Source organism: Bordetella sp. 15P40C-2 (genome assembly GCF_009763235.1).
Taxonomy (GTDB): Bacteria; Pseudomonadota; Gammaproteobacteria; order Burkholderiales; family Burkholderiaceae_B; genus Bordetella_A.
Genome location: NZ_WSJA01000056.1, coordinates 1 through 15113 on the forward strand (window position 1 = coordinate 1; position 15113 = coordinate 15113).

Annotated in this window: 29 protein-coding genes and 1 pseudogene; all 30 read right to left on the reverse strand. The window is 58.7% G+C overall.

What is annotated here, in order from left to right; translation table 11 throughout:
• Positions 1–145: 145 nt before the first annotated feature.
• Positions 146–541 carry a 50S ribosomal protein L17 gene (gene rplQ, locus GOQ25_RS18140; RefSeq protein ID WP_160351887.1) on the reverse strand — a complete coding sequence of 132 codons (396 nt, stop codon included), beginning with the start codon at positions 539–541 and terminating at the stop codon, positions 146–148.
• A 110-nt stretch (positions 542–651) separates the two neighbouring features.
• Complete coding sequence (gene rpoA, locus GOQ25_RS18145) at positions 652–1638, reverse strand: DNA-directed RNA polymerase subunit alpha (protein ID WP_160351888.1); 987 nt, start codon at positions 1636–1638, stop codon at positions 652–654.
• Positions 1639–1823: 185 nt separating this feature from the next.
• Positions 1824–2447 carry a 30S ribosomal protein S4 gene (gene rpsD, locus GOQ25_RS18150; protein WP_160351889.1) on the reverse strand — a complete coding sequence of 208 codons (624 nt, stop codon included), beginning with the start codon at positions 2445–2447 and terminating at the stop codon, positions 1824–1826.
• Positions 2448–2458: 11 nt separating this feature from the next.
• Complete coding sequence (gene rpsK / locus GOQ25_RS18155) at positions 2459–2860, reverse strand: 30S ribosomal protein S11 (RefSeq protein WP_006216516.1); 402 nt, start codon at positions 2858–2860, stop codon at positions 2459–2461.
• A 15-nt stretch (positions 2861–2875) separates the two neighbouring features.
• Positions 2876–3241, reverse strand: coding sequence for a 30S ribosomal protein S13 (gene rpsM, locus GOQ25_RS18160; protein WP_160351890.1), 366 nt, complete (start codon positions 3239–3241; stop codon positions 2876–2878).
• A 42-nt stretch (positions 3242–3283) separates the two neighbouring features.
• Complete coding sequence (gene rpmJ, locus GOQ25_RS18165; RefSeq protein WP_003806928.1) at positions 3284–3397, reverse strand: 50S ribosomal protein L36; 114 nt, start codon at positions 3395–3397, stop codon at positions 3284–3286.
• Positions 3398–3431: 34 nt separating this feature from the next.
• On the reverse strand, positions 3432–3650 hold the full coding sequence (infA, locus tag GOQ25_RS18170) for a translation initiation factor IF-1 (protein WP_160351891.1): 219 nt from the start codon (positions 3648–3650) through the stop codon (positions 3432–3434).
• 8 nt (positions 3651–3658) lie between these two features.
• On the reverse strand, positions 3659–4987 hold the full coding sequence (secY, locus tag GOQ25_RS18175) for a preprotein translocase subunit SecY (RefSeq protein WP_160351892.1): 1329 nt from the start codon (positions 4985–4987) through the stop codon (positions 3659–3661).
• A 14-nt stretch (positions 4988–5001) separates the two neighbouring features.
• The gene (gene rplO, locus GOQ25_RS18180; RefSeq protein ID WP_160351893.1) at positions 5002–5442 is read right to left on the reverse strand and encodes a 50S ribosomal protein L15; all 441 of its coding nucleotides are present in this window, start codon (positions 5440–5442) and stop codon (positions 5002–5004) included.
• A gap of 9 nt (positions 5443–5451) precedes the next feature.
• The gene (gene rpmD / locus GOQ25_RS18185; RefSeq protein WP_160351894.1) at positions 5452–5637 is read right to left on the reverse strand and encodes a 50S ribosomal protein L30; all 186 of its coding nucleotides are present in this window, start codon (positions 5635–5637) and stop codon (positions 5452–5454) included.
• Positions 5638–5640: 3 nt separating this feature from the next.
• Positions 5641–6162 carry a 30S ribosomal protein S5 gene (gene rpsE, locus GOQ25_RS18190; RefSeq protein WP_160351895.1) on the reverse strand — a complete coding sequence of 174 codons (522 nt, stop codon included), beginning with the start codon at positions 6160–6162 and terminating at the stop codon, positions 5641–5643.
• A 15-nt stretch (positions 6163–6177) separates the two neighbouring features.
• On the reverse strand, positions 6178–6543 hold the full coding sequence (gene rplR, locus GOQ25_RS18195; RefSeq protein ID WP_012251753.1) for a 50S ribosomal protein L18: 366 nt from the start codon (positions 6541–6543) through the stop codon (positions 6178–6180).
• A gap of 21 nt (positions 6544–6564) precedes the next feature.
• Positions 6565–7098 (reverse strand): 50S ribosomal protein L6, encoded by a 534-nt coding sequence (gene rplF, locus GOQ25_RS18200; RefSeq protein ID WP_160351896.1) that lies wholly within the window; start codon positions 7096–7098, stop codon positions 6565–6567.
• 10 nt (positions 7099–7108) lie between these two features.
• Positions 7109–7504 (reverse strand): 30S ribosomal protein S8, encoded by a 396-nt coding sequence (rpsH, locus tag GOQ25_RS18205; RefSeq protein ID WP_160351897.1) that lies wholly within the window; start codon positions 7502–7504, stop codon positions 7109–7111.
• Positions 7505–7514: 10 nt separating this feature from the next.
• Entirely contained in the window at positions 7515–7820 is a 306-nt protein-coding gene (rpsN, locus tag GOQ25_RS18210; protein WP_160351898.1) for a 30S ribosomal protein S14, read from the reverse strand.
• Positions 7821–7832: 12 nt separating this feature from the next.
• Entirely contained in the window at positions 7833–8372 is a 540-nt protein-coding gene (gene rplE, locus GOQ25_RS18215) for a 50S ribosomal protein L5 (protein ID WP_160351899.1), read from the reverse strand.
• Positions 8373–8384: 12 nt separating this feature from the next.
• Positions 8385–8705, reverse strand: coding sequence for a 50S ribosomal protein L24 (gene rplX / locus GOQ25_RS18220; RefSeq protein ID WP_160351900.1), 321 nt, complete (start codon positions 8703–8705; stop codon positions 8385–8387).
• Positions 8706–8715: 10 nt separating this feature from the next.
• On the reverse strand, positions 8716–9084 hold the full coding sequence (rplN, locus tag GOQ25_RS18225; protein WP_003806916.1) for a 50S ribosomal protein L14: 369 nt from the start codon (positions 9082–9084) through the stop codon (positions 8716–8718).
• A gap of 440 nt (positions 9085–9524) precedes the next feature.
• A complete protein-coding gene (rpsQ, locus tag GOQ25_RS18230; RefSeq protein ID WP_160351901.1) occupies positions 9525–9806 on the reverse strand; it encodes a 30S ribosomal protein S17 in 282 nt (93 codons plus the stop codon).
• A 1-nt stretch (position 9807) separates the two neighbouring features.
• Positions 9808–9999: a 50S ribosomal protein L29 gene (rpmC, locus tag GOQ25_RS18235; protein WP_160351902.1), complete on the reverse strand. Its 192-nt coding sequence runs from the start codon at positions 9997–9999 to the stop codon at positions 9808–9810.
• Between the two features lie 12 nt (positions 10000–10011).
• Positions 10012–10428 carry a 50S ribosomal protein L16 gene (gene rplP, locus GOQ25_RS18240; RefSeq protein ID WP_029579982.1) on the reverse strand — a complete coding sequence of 139 codons (417 nt, stop codon included), beginning with the start codon at positions 10426–10428 and terminating at the stop codon, positions 10012–10014.
• Positions 10429–10430: 2 nt separating this feature from the next.
• Entirely contained in the window at positions 10431–11222 is a 792-nt protein-coding gene (gene rpsC, locus GOQ25_RS18245) for a 30S ribosomal protein S3 (RefSeq protein WP_160351903.1), read from the reverse strand.
• 9 nt (positions 11223–11231) lie between these two features.
• Entirely contained in the window at positions 11232–11561 is a 330-nt protein-coding gene (rplV, locus tag GOQ25_RS18250; protein WP_160351904.1) for a 50S ribosomal protein L22, read from the reverse strand.
• Between the two features lie 3 nt (positions 11562–11564).
• Entirely contained in the window at positions 11565–11840 is a 276-nt protein-coding gene (gene rpsS, locus GOQ25_RS18255; RefSeq protein ID WP_160351905.1) for a 30S ribosomal protein S19, read from the reverse strand.
• A 12-nt stretch (positions 11841–11852) separates the two neighbouring features.
• Positions 11853–12680 (reverse strand): 50S ribosomal protein L2, encoded by an 828-nt coding sequence (gene rplB, locus GOQ25_RS18260; RefSeq protein ID WP_160351906.1) that lies wholly within the window; start codon positions 12678–12680, stop codon positions 11853–11855.
• On the reverse strand, positions 12681–12977 hold the full coding sequence (rplW, locus tag GOQ25_RS18265; protein ID WP_094823931.1) for a 50S ribosomal protein L23: 297 nt from the start codon (positions 12975–12977) through the stop codon (positions 12681–12683).
• Entirely contained in the window at positions 12974–13591 is a 618-nt protein-coding gene (rplD, locus tag GOQ25_RS18270) for a 50S ribosomal protein L4 (protein WP_160351907.1), read from the reverse strand. Before rplD ends, rplW begins: the two co-directional genes overlap by 4 nt.
• 5 nt (positions 13592–13596) lie before the next feature.
• Complete coding sequence (rplC, locus tag GOQ25_RS18275; protein WP_160351908.1) at positions 13597–14286, reverse strand: 50S ribosomal protein L3; 690 nt, start codon at positions 14284–14286, stop codon at positions 13597–13599.
• Between the two features lie 333 nt (positions 14287–14619).
• On the reverse strand, positions 14620–14931 hold the full coding sequence (rpsJ, locus tag GOQ25_RS18280) for a 30S ribosomal protein S10 (protein ID WP_003806903.1): 312 nt from the start codon (positions 14929–14931) through the stop codon (positions 14620–14622).
• A 74-nt stretch (positions 14932–15005) separates the two neighbouring features.
• Positions 15006–15113 (reverse strand): annotated as a pseudogene (locus GOQ25_RS18285) (elongation factor Tu); the annotation flags it as partial.

Genomic DNA, 15113 nt, shown 5'->3' on the forward strand with positions numbered 1-15113 from the left:
CGTCACCATCTCCAGCTCGTGCTGGTAAGCAGTCGGGGCTTTTAACATCCCTCTATTATGAACAAACCCTCCGTTTTACGGGAGGGTTTGTCAGCAGACTGAGGCGAGCCCGAGGGCTCGCCTTTGCGCTTATTCACTGACCGGCTTATTCGGCAGCGTTTTCGGCCTCGGTTTCCTGAACTTCAGGACGATCAACCAGTTCCATGTAAGCCATGGGAGCGTTGTCGCCTTGACGGAAACCCATCTTCAGGATGCGGGTGTAGCCGCCGTTACGGGCCGCATAGCGGGGACCGATTTCGGCGAACAGCTTCACCACGGCAGCACGATCACGCAGACGGGCAAAAGCCAGACGCTTGTTCGCGAGGGTGGGTTCCTTGCCCAGGGTGATCAGGGGCTCTACGACGCGGCGCAGTTCTTTCGCCTTGGGCAGCGTGGTCTTGATCGCTTCGTGGGTCAACAACGAAACGGCCATGTTGCGAAACATGGCAAGACGGTGGCTGCTAGTACGATTGAGCTTACGCAAACCATTACCGTGACGCATGATAAGTTCCTTTTGAATCTAAGAGGCGACGTGACCGCCGCCGGGTTATCTGGATCTTCTATCGGCCGGTTACCCGGCCGCGGTCCAGTGGAAATCGGTACTACAGGGAATTACGGACGTTCCAGACCGAGCGGGGGCCAGTTCTCGAGCTTCATGCCCAAGGTCAGACCACGTGCAGCCAGGACTTCCTTGATCTCGTTGAGCGACTTGCGACCCAGGTTCGGGGTCTTGAGCAGCTCGTTTTCGGTACGCTGGATCAGGTCGCCGATGTAGTAGATGTTTTCGGCCTTCAAGCAGTTGGCCGAGCGCACCGTCAGCTCCAGATCGTCGACCGGGCGCAGCAGGACCGGATCGATTTGCGGCGTGCCGCGAACCGGGGCTTCGTACGAATCGCCAGCACCTTCCAGGGCGGCGAACACGGAGATCTGGTCCATCAGGATGCGGGCCGATTGACGGACAGCTTCCTCGGGCGAGATCACGCCGTTGGTTTCGATGTCCAGCACCAGCTTGTCCAGGTCGGTACGCTGTTCCACACGGGCGCTTTCGACAGCATAGCTGACGCGGCGCACGGGGCTGAACGAAGCGTCCAGCACGATACGGCCGATGGTGTGGCTACGGTCTTCCGACAGCGCGCGCACGTTACCCGGCACGTAACCACGACCCTTTTCGACCTTGATCTGCATTTCCACTTTACCGGAGTCGGTCAGGTTGCAGATCAGATGATCCGGGTTGATGATCTCGACGTCGTGCGGCAGTTCGATGTCGCCAGCGACAACGGCGCCCACGCCGTTCTTGCGCAGCACCAGGGTGACTTCGTCACGGTTGTGCAGCTTGAACACCACGCCTTTCAGGTTCAACAGGATGTCAACGACATCTTCGCGCACGCCCGGGATGGTCGAGTACTCGTGCACCACGCCCGTCATTTGCACTTCGGTCGGGGCATAGCCCGTCATCGACGACAGCAGAATGCGGCGCAGGGCGTTACCCAGCGTATGACCATAGCCACGCTCGAACGGCTCCATCACAATCTTGGCGTGATGCGTGCCGACCGGCTGGACTTCAATGGAGCGCGGCTTCAGAAAACCTTGAGTGGACATTAACGGTATTCCTTTTCAATACCCTCGGCTCGTTACACCGATAAGGCTGATGGAAATAAAAACAGGGACAAAAATCGCTGTTCATAACGACCGCAAAGCCCGCTTGCACAAATGTGCACAAGCGGGCTGCTGCGGGACTTGCAATCTTACTGTAAGCACGGTGAACTTCACCGTGCCAGTCGCGATTAACGCGAGTACAGTTCGACGACCATCGATTCGTTGATGTCGCGAGCGACGTCAGCGCGATCGGGCACCGACTTGAAGGTACCGGTCATCTTGTTGGCGTCGACTTCCACCCACTGGGGCAGACCGATGCTCGCAGCCAGATCCAGCGATTCGCGGATACGGCCTTGCTTCTTGGCCTTTTCGCGGATGCTGATCACGTCGCCGGCTTTGACGATCATCGAGGCGATGTCGGCGGTGTGGCCGTTCAGTTCGACAGCGCGGTGGCTGACGAGCTGACGTGCTTCAGCGCGGGTCGAACCAAAACCCATGCGGTAGACGACGTTGTCCAGACGCGATTCCAACAGCTGGATCAGCGTTTCGCCGGTGTTGCCACGGCGACGCTCGGCTTCAGCGAAGTACTTGCGGAATTGCTTTTCCAGCACGCCGTACATGCGCTTGAGCTTTTGCTTTTCGCGCAGCTGCAGGCCGTAGTCAGAGGTACGGGCACCGGAGGTGCGGCCGTGTTGACCAGGCTTGGAGTCCAGCTTGCACTTGGAATCCAGCGAGCGACGGGCGCTCTTCAGGAACAGATCAGTACCCTCGCGGCGCGAGAGTTTGCATTTGGGTCCAATATAACGAGCCATGTGGATTCCCTTTAGATACGACGACGCTTCGGCGGACGGCAGCCGTTATGCGGCACGGGCGTGATATCGGCGATGCTCGAGATCTTGATGCCCAGCGCATTCAGCGCACGCACGGACGATTCGCGACCCGGGCCGGGGCCCTTGATACGCACTTCGAGCGTCTTGATGCCGTATTCCAGCGCCACGCGGCCTGCCGTCTCGGCTGCCACCTGTGCGGCGAACGGCGTCGATTTACGCGAGCCCTTGAAGCCCGCGCCACCCGAAGTCGCCCACGACAGGGCATTGCCCTGACGATCGGTGATGGTGATGATGGTGTTGTTAAACGACGCGTGAACGTGCGCAATGCCGTCCGAGACGTTCTTCTTAACCTTTTTGCGTACGCGCGAAGCGCCGCTGGTGGAAGCTTTCGCCATAATCTAATTCCTCGATTATTTCTTCAGGGACGCAGCAGCACGACGCGGTCCCTTACGGGTGCGAGCGTTGGTGCGAGTGCGCTGGCCGCGCACGGGCAAACCGCGCTTGTGACGCATACCACGGTAGGTGCCGAGGTCGATCAAACGCTTGATCGACAGTTGCACTTCGCGGCGCAGGTCACCTTCGACCGTGAACAGACCAACGTGTTCACGAATGCGTTCCAATTCAGCGTCGGTCAGATCCTTGACCTTTTTGGAAAGGGGTACATTTGCAGCTTCGCAGATCTTGCGGGCGCGGGTACGACCGATGCCAAAAATGGCGGTCAGGCCGATCTCGGCGTGCTGTTGCGGCGGAATGTTAATGCCAGCAATACGGGCCATGACTGTTCCTTGAATAAATCCGTTGCGTGTCGCTAACCAGGGTTAGCCTTGACGCTGCTTGTGACGCGGGTCGGTGCAGATGACACGCACCACGCCGTGACGTTTGATAACTTTGCAGTTGCGGCAAATCCGCTTAACCGATGCCATTACTTTCATGGTTGACTCCTAATTTTCCGTAATCCGATTCTGCTCATTTTGAGCGGAAAACAATTCTTGCCCTCGTCAGGTCATAGGGCGTGAGCTCCACTGTGACCTTGTCGCCCGGCAGAATCCGGATGTAATGCATACGCATCTTGCCGGAAATATGGCCTAACACCACGTGGCCGTTTTCGAGCTTGACGCGAAAAGTCGCGTTAGGGAGGTTTTCGACAACCTCGCCTTGCATCTGGATGACGTCGTCCTTAGACATTCTCTTTGCTACCGCATCGGCAAACCTGAGGAGCCCTTGAAATTCGCTTTCTTGAGAAGCGACTCATATTGGTGAGACATCATGTAGGCCTGAACCTGCGCCATGAAATCCATCGTCACCACTACGATAATCAACAAGGACGTGCCACCAAAATAAAACGGTACATTCCAGCGCATCACCAAGAACTCTGGGAGCAGACACACGAGGGTGATGTACAGCGCACCCACCAGCGTCAAGCGCATCAGAATCTTGTCAATGTAACGCGCTGTCTGCTCGCCCGGGCGAATGCCAGGAACGAACGCACCGCTCTTCTTCAGGTTATCTGCCGTTTCGCGGCTGTTGAAAACCAATGCCGTGTAGAAAAAGCAGAAGAAAATGATCGCTGTCGCGTACAACGTGATGTAGAGCGGTTGGCGAGGCGCGAGCGCCGCAGCCAGATCACGCAACCACATCATGTTTTCGCCCGTCGAGAACCAGCTGGTAATCGTGGCCGGGAACAGAATGATCGACGATGCAAAGATCGGCGGAATCACCCCGGCCATGTTCAGCTTCAACGGCAAGTGCGAGCTTTGACCACCGTAGATCTTGTTGCCTACCTGACGCTTGGCGTAGTTGACCGTGATCTTGCGTTGTCCGCGTTCGACGAACACCACAAAAGCCGTCACCAACACTACCAAGGCCACGATGAACAGGGCCGAAACCACCGACATCGCATTGGTACGAACCAAATCCAGCAATCCAGCCAGCGCCGAGGGCAACCCCGCAACAATACCCGCGAAAATCAAGATCGAGATACCGTTACCCAGGCCACGCTCCGTGATTTGCTCTCCCAGCCACATGACGAACATGGTGCCAGTCAGCAACGTCACGACCGTTGTGAAGCGAAACAGCATGCCAGGATCAATGACCAGACCTGGCTGCGACTCCAACGCCACCGAAATACCCACCGCCTGCACCAGCGCCAGCACGACCGTGCCGTAGCGAGTGTATTGGGTGATCTTCCGACGGCCGGCCTCGCCCTCTTTCTTCAGGGCTTCCAGCGAGGGCATCACGACGGACATCAACTGCATGATGATCGATGCAGAGATGTACGGCATGATCCCCAAGGCGAAGATCGAAAAGCGCGACAACGCGCCGCCCGAAAACATGTTGAACAGGCCCAGGATACCGCCCTCGTTCTGGCGGAAAAGATCCGCCAGCGCATCCGGATTGATACCCGGGACGGGGATATGCGTCCCCAACCGGTAAACCACCAGGGCCAAAACCAGGAACACGAGACGGCGTTTTAAATCGCCGTATTTCGGTCCGGTCTTTCCCAGTGCCTGTGCATTAGCCACGTATTACCTCGCGATCAAGCTAACGAGCCGCCCGCGGCTTCGATGGCGGCGCGAGCGCCAGCCGTCGCGGTGATGCCCTTGAGCGTCACCTTGCGCGAGAGTTCGCCGGACTTGATGACCTTAGCGTAGCGGACCTGTTGGCCAACCACACCGGCAGCCTTCAGCGCTTGCACATCGATTTCGTCGATGGGCAGAGCCTGCAGCTCCGACAAACGAACTTCGGCGTACAGGTGCTGACCCAGCGGCGTAAAGCCACGCTTGGGCAGACGACGCTGCAGCGGCATTTGGCCGCCTTCGAAGCCAACCTTGTGGAAACCGCCCGAACGCGACTTTTGACCTTTGTGACCACGGCCGGCGGTTTTACCCAGACCCGAACCGATACCACGGCCAACGCGGCGCTTGGCGTGCTTAGCGCCCTCAGCGGGCTTCAGCGTATTGAGTTGAATATCCGACATCGTGATTCCTTAGGCTTCCGAGACGGACACGAGATAATCCACTTTACGGATCATGCCGCGCACCTCGGGCGTGTCCACCAGAACTCGGCTGCTGTTGAGACGGCGCAAGCCCAGACCGCGAACGGTGTCACGGTGGGATTGCTTGGTACCGATCACCGAGCGCACGAGGGTAACTTTGATCTGTTTCTGAGACATGATTTACCCCAGGATCTCTTCGACGGTCTTGCCGCGCTTGGCAGCGACTTCCGACGGCGTCATGGAAGCGCGCAAGCCGTTGAGCGTGGCACGGACCAAGTTATAGGGGTTGCTCGAGCCGAGGCTCTTGGCAACAACGTTACGCACACCCATCACTTCGAAGATCGCGCGCATCGGGCCGCCGGCGATGACGCCGGTACCTTCAGCTGCGGGCGAAATCAGAACGGTGGATGCACCGTGCTTGCCCACAACCGTGTGATGCAGCGTGCCGTTCTTCAGGGCAACCTTGAACAGACCGCGACGAGCCTGTTCCATGGCTTTCTGGACGGACACCGGCACTTCACGCGCCTTGCCCTTGCCCATGCCGATGCGGCCATCGCCATCGCCAACCACGGTCAGCGCGGCGAAGCTCATGGTGCGACCACCCTTGACCACCTTGCTGACGCGGTTAACCGCGATCATTTTTTCGCGCAGGCCGTCGTCGTTCTCTTTTTCCGCGGCGCCTTTGCCTTGTACTTTAGCCATTTGACAAATCCTCGCTTAGAACTTCAGACCGGCTTCACGCGCGGCATCGGCCAGCGCTTTCACGCGGCCATGATAACGAAAGCCCGAGCGATCGAAAGCGACCAATTCAATACCGGCAGCCTTGGCCTTTTCGGCTACGCGCTTGCCCACCAGCGTGGCAGCGGCGGTGTTGCCGCCCTGACCGGATTGACCAGCCAGTTGCGCACGCACTTCGGGTTCCAGCGTCGAAGCGCTGACCAGCACGCGATCGCCTTCGGGCGAAATAATGTTGGCGTAGATGTGCAGGTTCGAGCGGAAAATCGAGAGGCGATGTACGCGCAACTCGGAAATTTTCCGGCGGGTAGGAACCGCACGACGCAAACGGGAAACTTTTTTGTCCATGATTCGTCCTTGCGTGCGCCGTTATTTCTTCTTGGTTTCTTTAATGACGACGCGTTCGTCCGAGTAACGCACGCCCTTGCCCTTGTAGGGTTCGGGTTCACGATAAGCGCGGATTTCAGCGGCCACTTGACCGACGACTTGCTTGTTGGCGCCCTTGATGACGATTTCCGTCTGAGTGGGGCACTCGGCCTTGACACCAGCGGGCAGCGGATGCACGACATCGTGCGAGAAGCCCAACTGCAGCTTGATGGCATCGCCTTGAACTTGGGCACGGTAGCCCACGCCGACCAGGGTCAGCTTGCGCTCAAAGCCCTTGCTCACGCCCGTCACCATGTTGGCGACCAGCGCGCGCACGGTGCCCGACATCGCGTTCGCGTGACGGGAATCGTCAGCGGCGGCGAAAGTCAGCTTGCCGTTTTCTTCGGCAACCTTGACATGGCCAGTCAGCTCTTGGCTCAGGGTGCCCAGGGGACCCTTGACGGTGATCTGATCTGCCAGGATGTTGGCTTCAACACCCTTGGGCAGTTCTACCGGGTACTTAGCAATACGTGACATGTGTTTCTCCTTAAGCCACGTAGCACAGGACTTCGCCGCCGACGCCGTTTGCACGGGCCTTACGGTCGGTCATGACGCCGCGCGAGGTCGAAACGATAGCCACGCCCAAGCCGTTCATGACTTGAGGAATGCTGCTGCGGCCCTTGTAGATACGCAGACCAGGGCGCGAGACGCGTTCGATGCGCTCGATAACCGGACGGCCAGCGTAGTACTTCAGGGTGATTTCCAGCTCAGGCTTAGCCTGCGTGCCTTTGACTTCAAAGCCGTCGATGTAGCCTTCATCCTTCAGCACAGCGGCAATAGCCGCCTTCAGCTTCGAGGAGGGCATGCTCACCGTAACTTTGTCAACTTGCTGCGCATTGCGAATGCGAGTCAGCATATCGGCGATGGGATCGCTCATGCTCATATTTTTTCTCCTACCAGCTGGCCTTGGTGATGCCGGGGATTTCACCCTTCATCGCCATTTCACGCAGTTTGTGGCGGGTCAGCCCAAACTTGCGGAAGACGCCGCGCGGACGACCCGTGACGACGCAGCGCGCACGCTGGCGAGTCGGGTTGGCATTGCGCGGCAGTTGTTGCAGCTTCAGCCGAGCTTGGTAACGTTCTTCGTCGGTCTTCGACTGGTCGTCGATGATCGCTTTCAGTTCGGCGCGGCGAGCGGCGAACTTGTCAGCCAGCTTGGCGCGCTTGATGTCGCGATTGATGAGGGAAAGTTTAGCCACGTCATCAGCCCCTTAGTTGCGGAACGGGAAGCTGAAGGCGGTCAACAGTGCCTTGGCTTCATCGTCGGTCTTGGCGGTGGTGGTGATGCTGATGTTCAGCCCACGCAGCGCGTCGATCTTGTCGTACTCGATTTCGGGGAAAATGATTTGCTCTTTCACCCCGACGTTGTAATTGCCGCGACCGTCGAACGCACGACCGGAAATACCGCGGAAGTCGCGCACACGAGGCAACGCAACCGCCACCAGGCGATCCAGGAATTCGTACATACGTTGACCGCGCAGCGTCACCATGCAACCAATCGGGTAGTTTTCGCGGATCTTGAAACCAGCGATAGCTTTACGCGTCTTGGTCACGACCGGCTTTTGGCCGGCAATCTTGGTGAGGTCAGCAACAGCGTGCTCGATGACCTTCTTGTCGGCAACCGCTTCCGAGACACCCATGTTGAGAGTGATCTTGGTGATGCGCGGCACTTCCATCGGGCTCTTGTAGCCGAACTTAGCCGTCAACTCGGGAGCAACTTTGCTCTTGTACAGTTCTTGCAAACGAGACATGTCTGTCGCCCCTTACGCCTTGGCGCCGACTTCGGCACCATTGGAACGGAACACGCGGACCTTGCGGCCGTCGACGACTTTGACGCCGACGCGATCGCCCTTGCCGGTGGCCGGGTTGAACAGCGCCACGTTAGAGATATGGATCGGCAACGTCTTTTCGACGATACCGCCAGGATTGTTGGCCATCGGATTGGCCTTGACGTGCTTTTTGACAACGTTCACGCCTTCGACCAGTACGTGGTCGGCGCCAACGCGAGCCAGCACGGTGCCGCGACGCTTTTTGTCGCGACCGGTCAGGACGATAACTTCGTCGCCTTTACGGATGTTGTTCATCGTGGGCTCCTTACAGCACTTCCGGGGCCAGCGACACAATCTTCATGAAACGCTCGGTACGCAGTTCACGCGTAACGGGTCCGAAGATGCGGGTGCCGATGGGCTCCAGCTTGGCATTGAGCAACACGGCGGCATTGCCACCGAAGCGGATCAGCGAACCGTCTTTACGGCGCACACCCTTGGCGGTACGAACCACCACGGCGTTGTAAATTTCGCCTTTTTTGACGCGCCCGCGCGGAGCCGCATCTTTGACGCTCACCTTGATGATGTCGCCGATACCGGCATAACGGCGCTTGGAGCCACCGAGCACCTTGATGCACATAACAGCGCGCGCACCGGTGTTGTCGGCCACGTCCAGCGTGGTCTGCATTTGGATCATGATTTTTCCTGTTCCAACTTAACTGGAATGACGATTTCCCGACCAGGGGATGCCGCGCTTCCAGCCAGTTTTGGTCCCGTCAGGTCCGCTGAAGGCTTCGAAGACTCTCTTCAAAACAATGCAGCGACCCTGGGTTGAAATCCTGCGGATACTTTCCCCCGATACCCTTATCAGCCTACCGCAGACATGGGCTGTAGCTGTGGCCGGTATAGGCAACTCGGGAAAGCTTGTCATTCTAGCCTGCCCCCACCAGGGATGCAAGCTTTTTGTGCAAAAAGTGTGCAGCACCGCAACATCGCCGCATTTGGCCATCAGGCCAGATGCTTTGACGCCGTTGTACTGCCCACGTTTTACAACGAAAAACGGCAAGGACTGCTCCTCGCCGCTTTTCTGCCATCAGGCGACCCGGAACTGCGATCGCCTGGCGGCCGGGTTCACCATCAGATGATGCGAACCGCTTCGATCAGACGAACCACGCTCCAAGACTTCGAGCGCGAGATCGGACGACCTTCAGCGATTTCGACGGTGTCGCCTTCGTTGTATTGGTTCGACTCATCGTGCGCCTTGTACTTCGCGGAACGCATGACGATCTTGCCGTAAATGGGGTGCTTGACGCGGCGCTCGACGAGCACAACGACAGTCTTGTCCATCTTGTTGCTGACGACCTTGCCAACCAGCGTACGCTGGCGCTTGGCCACTTGGGTGTTTTGAGTTTCGCTCATATTATTTCCCTGCCTTCTCGGTCAGCAAGGTGCGCACGCGCGCGATGTCACGGCGGACATTGCGCAGCTGGGTGGTATTGCCGAGCTGCTGCGTGGCTTTCTGCATGCGCAGACCGAATTGAGCCTTCAGCAGGCTCTCGAGCTCTTTACCGAGCTCGGCGGCGTCTTTCGAACGGAGTTCGCTAGCTTTCATGTGACTGACTCCTTAAGCACCGATATGACGCGCGACGAACGTGGTCGAGATCGGCAGCTTGGCAGCGGCCAGGCGGAACGCCTCGCGCGCCAGCTCTTCGCTGACCCCTTCCATTTCGTAGAGCACCTTGCCGGGCTGGATCTCGGCGACCCAGTACTCCGGGTTACCTTTACCATTACCCATCCGGACTTCGGCTGGCTTTTGCGAGATCGGCTTATCCGGGAAAATGCGAATCCAGATACGGCCGCCACGCTTGATGTGACGGTTGATAGCACGACGAGCGGCTTCGATCTGACGAGCGGTCAGACGACCACGGCCGGTGGCCTTCAGACCGAACTCGCCGAACGACACGTTGGTGCCGCGCGTAGCCAGACCGGTGTTGCGGCCCTTTTGCTCTTTGCGATACTTTCTGCGAGAGGGTTGCAGCATGGTTATTCTCCTTCAGGAGCCGGAGCCGCGTCCGCCTTACGGGGACCACGACCACGACCACCCGGACGGCCGGCACGATCGCCACTCGGACGATCGCCACGCGGCGCGCGACGCGAACGACGCTCTTCTTCACGCGGGGCAGCGGTTTCCGGCGGGAATTCGCCGTTAGCCAGCATGTCGCCCTTATAGACCCAGACCTTGATGCCGATCACACCGTAGGTGGTGTGGGCTTCCGAGGTGCCGTAGTCGATATTGGCTTTCAGCGTGTGCAGCGGCACGCGACCTTCGCGATACCACTCGGTGCGAGCGATTTCGATACCGTTCAGACGGCCCGAGCTCATGATCTTGATGCCTTGGGCGCCCAGACGCATCGCATTTTGCATGGCGCGCTTCATGGCGCGGCGGAACATGATCCGCTTTTCCAGCTGCTGCGAAATCGAGTCGGCGATCAGCTGAGCGTCGGTTTCCGGCTTGCGGATTTCCTCGATGTTGACGTGCACGGGCACGCCCATCAAACGCTGCAGATCGGCCTTCAGGCTTTCGATGTCCTCACCGCGCTTGCCGATCACCACGCCCGGACGAGCCGAGTAAACGGTGATGCGGGCGTTCTTGGCCGGACGCTCGATAACGACGCGACCAACCGAAGCGCTCTTGAGCTTCTTCTTCAGGTACTCGCGAACGCGGATGTCTTCGGCCAGCATGCTGCCGAAAGCTTTGTCATCAGCGAACCAACGCGAGGACCAATTACGGGTGACCGCGAGACGGAACCCAGTGGGGTGAATTTTCTGACCCATCGTGACTCCTTAGGCTCCGACCTTGACCGTGATATGGCAGGTCTGCTTCTCGATGCGGTTGCCACGGCCCTTAGCACGAGCCGAAAAACGCTTCATCGATTGCGCCTTGTCGACGAAAATCGTCGTGACTTTCAGTTCGTCGATATCAGCGCCGTCGTTGTGCTCAGCATTGGCGATAGCGGACTCGACAGCCTTTTTCAGGATGCCTGCAGCCTTTTTCGGGGAAAAGGTCAGGATGTTCAGGGCCTGGGCGACCGACTTGCCGCGGATCAAGTCCGCAACCAAACGGGTCTTCTGGGCCGAGATGTGAACTCCACGGATAACGGCAGTAGTTTCCATCGCTTACCTCTTCGCCTTCTTGTCCGCAGCGTGGCCCTTGAACGTACGGGTCAGCGCGAACTCGCCGAGCTTGTGACCGACCATGTTCTCGTTGATATAAACAGGAACGTGCTGGCGACCGTTGTGCACAGCGATCGTGAGACCGATGAACTCGGGCAGGATCGTGGAACGGCGCGACCAGGTCTTGATCGGCTTCTTGTCTTTGCCCGCGACAGCCTTGTCCACCTTGGAGATAAGGTGGGCGTCGACAAACGGGCCTTTCTTGATCGAACGTGACATAGTGTTCGCCTCTTACTTGCGCTTGCGCCGTTGGACGATCATATTGTTCGTCCGCTTGTTGCGACGGGTCTTGAAACCCTTCGAGGGCGTGCCCCACGGGCTGACCGGTTCGCGAGCTTCGCCGGTACGGCCTTCGCCGCCACCGTGCGGGTGATCCACCGGGTTCATGGCGACACCACGAACCGTCGGACGCACACCGCGCCAACGCATTGCACCGGCCTTGCCGATTTGGCGCAGGCTGTGTTCTTCGTTACCGACTTCACCGATGGTGGCACGGCATTCGATGTGAACGCGACGGACTTCGCCCGAACGCAGACGCACCTGAGCGTACGTACCTTCGCGAGCCAGCAGCACCGCGGATGCACCGGCCGAACGCGCCATTTGGGCGCCCTTGCCAGGGATCATTTCGATGCAGTGGATCGTCGTACCCACGGGGATGTTGCGGATCGGCAGCGTGTTGCCAGCGCGGATGGGGGCTTCGATACCCGAGACCAGCGTAGCACCCACTTCCAGACCGCGCGGCGCAATGATGTAGCGACGTTCGCCGTCGGCGTAGCACAGCAAAGCGATGTGCGCCGTACGGTTGGGATCGTATTCCAGGCGTTCAACCTTGGCCGGAATACCATCCTTGTTGCGACGGAAGTCGACGAGACGGTAGTGCTGCTTGTGACCGCCGCCACGGTGGCGGATCGTGATGTGACCGTTGTTGTTACGGCCAGAACCACGGGTCTTCTTTTCGAGCAGCGCAGCGTGCGGGGCGCCTTTGTGCAGGTTCGGGCTGACAACCTTCACCATGCCACGGCGGCCTGCCGAAGTCGGTTTTACTTTGACGAGGGCCATTTACTTCACCTCCGCAAAGTCGATTTCCTGGCCTTCCTTGAGCGCAACATAGGCCTTGCGCTCAGTGCGACGGCGACCCATGAAACGGCCAAAGCGCTTGACTTTGCCCTTACGGTTGAGGACCTGCACGGACTCGACCTGCACCTTGAACAGCAGTTCGACGGCAGCCTTGATTTCCGGCTTGGTAGCATCAGCCACGACACGGAAAGCGACTTGCTGATTCTTTTCGGCGACGAAGGTGGCCTTTTCGGTCACCACCGGCGCGAGAATGACTTGCATCAAGCGTTCGGCGTTCATCCCAGCATCTCCTCGAGTTGAGCGATGGCCGGCTTGGTGATCAGCACTTTCTTGTAGTGGATCAACGACAACGGATCGGCATAACGGGGCTCGACGACGGCAACGTGCGGCAGGTTGCGCGTAGCGAGGTAAGTATTTTCATCAACGCTGTCGGTGATGATCAGAACCGAATCCAGACCCAGGGACTTGAGCTTGGACACAGCCAGCTTGGTCTTGGGCGATTCGAGGCCGAACGTCTCGACAACGGCGATGCGGTCTTCGCGAGCCAACTGCGAGAGGATCGAACGGATACCCGCGCGATACATCTTCTTGTTGACCTTTTGGCTGAAGTTTTCTTCAGGCGAATTCGGGAAGGTGCGACCACCCCCACGCCACAGCGGCGACGAAGTCATACCAGCGCGTGCGCGGCCGGTACCCTTTTGACGCCAGGGCTTCTTGGTGGTGTGCTTGACTTCAGCACGGTCTTTCTGAGCGCGGTTACCGCTACGTGCGTTGGCTTGATAAGCCACGACGACTTGGTGAACCAGGGCTTCGTTGAAATCACGACCGAAGATGGTGTCGGGCGCGCTGAACGTTGCGGCCTCACCTTGGTCATTCAGGAGCTTGAGATCCATGTTGCTTACGCCCCCTTCTTGGCCGGCGCCTTGATGGCCGGACGCACGACGACATCGCCGCCAGCGTGGCCCGGGACAGCGCCCTTGACCAACAGCAGACCGCGTTCGGCGTCAACACGCACGACGTCGAGGTTTTGAACGGTACGGGTAACAGCACCCAAGTGACCAGCCATGCGCTTACCCGGGAAAATACGGCCCGGATCTTGTGCTTGACCGATAGAGCCCGGCACACGGTGCGAACGGGAGTTACCGTGCGATGCGCGCTGCGAACCGAAGTTGTGGCGCTTGATCGTACCGGCGAAACCCTTACCGATGGTGGTGCCCGTCACGTCGACTTGTTGACCGGCTTCGAAAACCGATTCCACAGCGATGACAGCGCCCGGGGTGAACTCGGCCAGACGGGCCGGATCCAGGCGGAACTCTTTGAGGTTGCTACCGGCTTCGGCGCCGGCTTTCGCGTAGTGCCCAGTGAGAGGCTGGGTAACACGCGAGGCACGACGGGTGCCGTAAGCCACTTGGACTGCGGCGTAGCCGTCAGCTTCCAGGGACTTGATCTGGGTCACGCGGTTGTTCGACACGTCCAGCACGGTCACCGGGATGGATTCACCTTCCTCGGTAAAAATGCGGGTCATGCCGACCTTGCGACCCACCAGACCCAGCCGGTGTGCGGCGGGCGTGGGCGTCGAATTCGACATTGTTTTCTCCATTCCCGACTGCGATTGGTCGGGGCTAATCAGGCAAAAGGTAAAGGCTTTCACCCTACAGGGTCAAGTAACCAAAACCGTGTGCGTACCGCCGTGCGAGAACTGCTGCACATGCATACGGCTGGGTTGCTATTGCCACAAAATGGCAAGCTTTGCATCTTAGCACGGTTTTTTCTGCTATGACAATAGCTTAGCGGCGACGGGTGTGTAACGAGGTGCCGGTTTTGTGGCAATTCAGCGGCATAAAAAAAGCCACATTCAGAGGAATGCGGCTTTTTTCGATCGCCGGCCGCGAGGCTGGCGAGTGTCCCTTGCGGGCACGGCTTACTGCAGAGCGATTTCCACGTCTACGCCAGCCGGCAGATCCAAACGCATCAGAGCGTCAACGGTCTTGTCGGTCGGGTCAACGATGTCCATCAGGCGCTGATGGGTACGGATTTCGAACTGGTCACGCGAGGTCTTGTTCACGTGCGGCGAACGCAGAACGTCATAACGACGGATACGCGTAGGCAGGGGTACCGGACCACGGACCACGGCGCCGGTGCGCTTGGCGGTGTCGACGATCTCGGCGGCAGATTGATCGATCAGCTTGTAATCGAAGGCTTTCAAGCGGATGCGGATCTTCTGGTTTTTCATGGTGTTTCCTAAAGAACGAAAAGCGAAGGCGTCAGAGCGGACTCAGCCGCCTTCGCTGGTTTGGTGTGGTCGCCTTAAGCGATGATCTTAGCGACGACGCCGGCGCCGACGGTACGACCGCCTTCACGGATGGCGAAACGCAGACCTTCTTCCATGGCGATCGGAGCCAACAGCTTGACGCT